Genomic DNA, 5,418 nt, shown 5'->3' on the forward strand with positions numbered 1-5,418 from the left:
GGAAACCCTTCTGCCGTAAAGGCTCTGTAATTATTGATCCATGAAAAATGCTGTTTTTTTGATTATCCAAAAATGCACTCAGTAGGTGCAAAAAAGAAATCACTATTTATAGCCTGCAAGCTAAGTGTAGCAAGGGATGTAACGGAATCCATCTGCTATGAAGCTACGGATTCAGGTAGTTAATTTGATCGAAATGTCGGCGCAAACTCGCCCCTTTTAAGGGAGAGTCTAGCCGATAACTACCTGGCAGCCCTTAATAAAAGCCTTGATCAAACAGCAGCTCGTGGTAGCTCGGTTCTTACCGACAATCCACGATCACAAATAAACCTGACGACGATGAGCGAGGATGAAGCCAAGAAACGTGGTTTTGATAATATACAGCGCATCAGGCATGTAAGCCTGTTTAATTCAAAGCAAAATTATAGTGAAAATCAGGGTATTCACTGGCTAAAGAGAACGAAGGGTGGGATTTTGGTAGACGCAAAACTCAATTCAGAAACCCCTGTAAGCCCTAAACAAACACCGAAAGCATCTGGAAATAATGGGCTATCTGGCAACTATGGAGATCTTCTGAAGTGAGAAAATATAATAAAAAAGACAAATTGAGATTTCCAACCACGACGATCCATCAAGGCCGTATTCCAATGTTTCTCCCAGTAAATCAGGTGAGGGGGAAAAATTCGATGACCTGATTATCGAATCCCAGCATGGAAAAGTGACAGTTAGGGGTAAGCGTTTAACGCAAGAACACAGAGATTTAGTGGGGGTGATCCTGACTCATTATAAGCCTTCAGCCATTTATTCTGATGGCTCGTGGGAGTTTAGATTTACATTATACGATCTTCAAAAAGCTCTAGGGAAAAATTCACACCGAAATAATAACTGGATTAAGTCCAAGCTGGACGATTTGCAAATAGTTCAGATCATTCTGGAGCCAAGCAAAGGGCAGTTTGAACGTATTGCATGCAGCGTATTGAATGATCATTGCTTAATGCGTGGGAACAACATTGAAACAGGAAAGACTGGAAATCCGCTGTATACAGTAACTTTCAACAGGCACTACTTAGCCTTTTTTGAAGAAGATATCAATGTCCACACAGAAGCCTTAACAGATGCAATTCTGGATCTGGAGAACCCAGCAACACAGTCGCTGGTTAGGTACTGTCTTACTCACAATGAATTAAACATGAGATTGAGCCAAATTCTAAATAACATCGGTGTTCAGCCTGATGGCATGGCTAAAGAAACTCGATCTAGAGTGAAAAAAAAGGTTATTTCTGAGCTGGACGTACTAAGAGATAAGTTTGGAATTAATATAGAAATAAAAACTGGCGAGAAAGATCCAATTGTTTATTACAAGAAGCATACGAACGTTTGGTTTATGAACCCCAAAAAAGCCAAAAGTTGACGAGTTTAAGACTAATAAGGCAAAAAGGTTGACCAGTTTAAGACTAATAATGGCCAAAGTTGACCAGTTTAAGACTAATCCCAAGAGTATCTTCAAGAGATCCTTAAAGATCTCTTCAAGAGAGCCTCTCTGAAATTTTTAGGATTTCAGAGAAATTGGAATGAAGTACCAGAAAAACAACAAAAATATACGCAAGGCGGAAAAGCATAAAAACTTGGCTTTAAAAGCCATTTTCTTATAATTCCATCCCCCGATACAGATTTTTCAGAAATTTGAGATCCTACCAAGCTGGCCTTATCAGGCCAGTAAAGGGCTGCTGCCCTTTCGCCAACCACCATCTTACAAAATCTCAACTTCGTACTATGGCTATCCCGTTCCGTCTCCAAGATGAGATTTTTTTCCTGATCAGCATCTTACCCATCCTCAGCTTCATACAGCAGGAAAAGAAATTCTCATCTTTCCGCACGGGCTGACTTCACCGCATCACTGGGAACTCTCAATTTACTCTTTCATGATTAACCGTCTTTTGCTTGTGCCAGCAGGTCATTTACCAAGCCTGAGTTTTACCGAGAAATAGCAGCAAAAGTATTACAGGGAAAGTGTTGATTGTATGTAATGTATACTGTATTATACATACAAGCAAAAGAAGGACTGCCTGAGGTAAAAAAGGCTTTGGGTAAATTGAAAACTCCAGAACAAATCGTGAGCTTTTTAAGATTCATTCATTTTATGATGAGCGATAATCTAAATACGTTTTTAGATTCTACGATTATATTGACTCATATCAAACAAGTTCATTTAGAAAATGGTATTAAAAAGTACGGCATATTTTATCCATCTAACAAAAAAAATGGCGCAACTTTCATTCTCTGGGAAGATTCAGAAATAACTGAAGGATTCTCAGCTAAATTATTTGACGTGCTTTACAATGAACAGCTATTAAGCTTTAAGCCTGAGCCGTAACGATAATCAACAGGCAGTGATAGTCGTTACGGAGATTTCCGACTATTGATGTAAGCCAAAGGTAGCTTTACTCATCTAAAACATGCATCGCTGCGCACCTGAAGAAACCAGATATGTAGATCTTACCTTCTTCATATGATTCTAATGAACGGTTTAGAAAGTATTCCACATCCCTATTAGGATGGTTTTGGGCATCCTGAAATGTATGCCCCCCCATCAAATGTTCTATTTTAAACCAATACCGAACAAGTCTAAGACCCATTTGACCATGAGTAGCATCAGTCTTGCTTGCTGTTTCGTGTGAAGGTGGTTTTGGTATCGTATCAGTTTCTACAGGTTTCATAGAGTCATACCGTTATTAAGTTATTAAGTTATTAAGTAGAACAACAATACTTCGGACAGTTTTAGCCCAAGCATTCCGGGGCCTGTGGCTTTATAAGGCATTTAATAGCAACTCTGCGCCGACCCATACTTGCTATTAAATACCAGCCCCTACACGCAGGCTTTGCCCCACGGGCATTACGCTCTTTAAAAACTGTCCACAGTATTGTCAAAAGATAATCAGTGATCAGATAAATATACAAAATTTGAACAGGGCTGGGTAAGGGCCACTTCCCCTGTTGGAATGAAGCGTAGTTTAATTGTTTCCTGAATAATGATAATCATCAAAAACATAAAATCACTAGTAACTATTCAGCACCCTCAGATGAATTTTAAATTCATCTAAATTGAGCTGTACCAAAGGATTAAAAGTAACAATACACTTACTTTATTTTTTAATTTCCGGTATTTTTTGATGATATACATCAAAATCTATGGTGACTAAAGTTCTGTTAATCATATGTAGTGCTTATGACTCTTTGGACAACACAAGATGTGCTACGAACAGGGTGCTGAATAGTTACAATCACTATTACCAGATGGTAACAATCGACCGAAAAGGCAGGATTATGCAGCAGGGCAAGGCATTCGATATTTATCATCACCCGCATAACTGATTTATTGCTGATTTTATGGGAGTAGGGAATATTCTACCCGCCAGAATTGAAGACGAGTTTCATGTGAGTTCACCACCCTTGGGAACTGTCCTTGAATAACTTCCCCATTTCAATGAACGTTGTCCGTGGTCCGATGCCCGTAGTCCGAAAAAACCAGGCTCGCTTGTGCTTTTTCGGGCAGCGGGCAACGGCCTTAACAAGCCTCAGTAAGGCTCAGTTCAGGTTAAGTGTTGGTATTTTTCCACAAGTCGCTGAAAGCTTGCTGTACCGAGGGACTCAGTAATTTCGAGAATTTCGCGGCGTTACTGGCTTTGGGACGTATACCAACACTTAACCTGAACTGAGCCCCTCAGTAACATAGGGATCTTATTTTGGGACGATTCCTTAGTTGATCTAAGCTTCCGGGACTTTAATTACTTGTCGTCTACGCATCTTCAAATGGTTTTTTATAAGCAATAGAGGCGTCACACTGATTCAGCTTCTGATATTTATAATCCCCACTTCTACTATGTGCCTGTTGTGAAGGAACTCTGTCAAATTCTTTCAGTCATCTGATAAGCTTTCCGGGATTTTTTCATAATACTGGGAATTCATCACCGTCAGCTCGCTTCTTGAATAACTATTTCGAGCCGTTTCAGTCTGTGTTCTTCTTATCTTAAGACATGCGATATCTTTGAGCCCTCCCCATAAGGCATGCTTCCAACTGATCGTTTCCCCTTGCCTGAGCCCCTCTTCACGATGCTTGACTGCATTCCACACACTGCCAGCCCCAGCAGCTGTGACAACCAATCCAGTCACTCCAATACCTATACCAATGGCGACCAGAGAAGCATTACTCTGTTTATTACCTTCTTCATCTTCCTGATCGTTTGTCCCCCAGGGCAGATAAGTCGTGTAATCAGAAACTGAATCCCAGAATGATTGTGGGCTGCTGGTGCTTTCAGTGGTACCCGGAATTGGAGTCACTGCTTCAGTGCAGTTTTTTTCATCCGAACCATTCGAGCAGTCCTCTACACCGTCACACTTTAAATTAATGCCAATGCAGTATTGGAAGTTAGTAGACTCTGAATCTTGAGAACAGTAAAACTCTGTATCACTGTCACAGGGGGGAATAGAAGGAGATACAGTTATCAATTTATCGAAAGCGCTGGTTGGACTAATGTTTGTAGTTGCCTGTCCCGGTAAATTGCAATTCAATTCATCCGAGTCATCCGCTACGCAATCTTCATTTCCATCACATTTTAAATCAATTGGAATACAGGGATTGTCCTCTGAAAAAATATCCTGAGCACAAAAAAATTCAGTTTCAGGATTACAAGGTTCGTCACAATCCTTTTCATCAGAATTGTTTTTACAATCAGGCTCACGATCACACACAAATTCTTTTTCAATACATCTATATCGAGGATCAGAATTTTCCCCACAGTCAAATTGATCACGTCTACAAGGTTGCTCACAATCCTTTTCATCATAACCATCAACGCAATCGTAATAGGTATCGCATACTTCAGATTTGTCTATACACGTATCTTCGGGGCAGTAAAATTTATTTTTAGTTTCACAATACGTAGTGCAGTTTTTAAGGTTTTCATCGCTACCATTAAGACAATCAGGCTCCCCATCACAATAATGGCTAATATGGATACACTTATTCTCCCTGATATTGTCTTCAATACAGAGGAACTGCCGTTGGGTATTACAGGATGTAATTACTGCTTCTGTAGCAGTGGATTGCTCAGAGGTAACCGTAGAACTCATATTTATTGGAACTTCTGTTGTGGTATATGAGGCTGTGGTTTGCCCTGAAGCAATCGTCGAGTATTTACTGTCAGGTGTTGTCTGTGTTTCTGTTTTATTATTATAAGAATCTGTATCTGGTTCAGAAGTTATCGTTGAGCCTTTACTGCCAAGAGTCGTTATAGCATCTGATGTACATCCCGTAATGTAGTTGAATGTAGTTAAAAAAATCACTGCGAATTTAGCCTCTGGTACTGGTACTGTATTATTTCTGTCTCTTATACACATCTGACGCTGCCGACGAAAGATACA

At 40.0% G+C, this 5,418-nt stretch carries 5 protein-coding genes; 3 read left to right on the forward strand and 2 right to left on the reverse strand.

Annotated features, from left to right (window positions below; all coding sequences use genetic code 11):
- The first annotated feature begins 336 nt into the window (after window positions 1–336).
- The 3 genes from RM811_RS00910 (at window position 337) to RM811_RS00920 (ending at window position 2,371) form a co-directional block, all read left to right on the forward strand.
- A complete protein-coding gene (locus RM811_RS00910) occupies window positions 337–579 on the forward strand; it encodes a hypothetical protein (protein WP_402519862.1) in 243 nt (80 codons plus the stop codon).
- Between the two features lie 136 nt (window positions 580–715).
- Complete coding sequence (locus RM811_RS00915; RefSeq protein WP_402519865.1) at window positions 716–1,408, forward strand: hypothetical protein; 693 nt, start codon at window positions 716–718, stop codon at window positions 1,406–1,408.
- Window positions 1,409–2,023: 615 nt separating this feature from the next.
- The gene (locus RM811_RS00920) at window positions 2,024–2,371 is read left to right on the forward strand and encodes a hypothetical protein (RefSeq protein ID WP_402519867.1); all 348 of its coding nucleotides are present in this window, start codon (window positions 2,024–2,026) and stop codon (window positions 2,369–2,371) included.
- Between the two features lie 67 nt (window positions 2,372–2,438).
- On the opposite strand, the gene RM811_RS00925 is transcribed toward RM811_RS00920, so the two are convergent.
- On the reverse strand, window positions 2,439–2,714 hold the full coding sequence (locus RM811_RS00925) for a hypothetical protein (protein ID WP_402519870.1): 276 nt from the start codon (window positions 2,712–2,714) through the stop codon (window positions 2,439–2,441).
- Between the two features lie 1,198 nt (window positions 2,715–3,912).
- Window positions 3,913–5,418 (reverse strand): hypothetical protein (locus RM811_RS00930; RefSeq protein ID WP_402519873.1); only part of this gene is annotated, 1,506 nt, incomplete at its 5' end.

The sequence above is a fragment of the Endozoicomonas sp. genome, assembly GCF_031844845.1.
Lineage (GTDB): Bacteria > Pseudomonadota > Gammaproteobacteria > Pseudomonadales > Endozoicomonadaceae > Endozoicomonas.

What these genes read in the sequence shown, in the direction of transcription:
- RM811_RS00910 (WP_402519862.1), top strand. Translation starts at nt 337, where the DNA reads ATGAGCGAGGATGAAGCCAAGAAACGTGGTTTTGATAATATACAGCGC.
- RM811_RS00920 (WP_402519867.1), top strand. Translation starts at nt 2,024, where the DNA reads ATGTATACTGTATTATACATACAAGCAAAAGAAGGACTGCCTGAGGTA.
- RM811_RS00925 (WP_402519870.1), bottom strand. Translation starts at nt 2,714, where the DNA reads ATGAAACCTGTAGAAACTGATACGATACCAAAACCACCTTCACACGAA.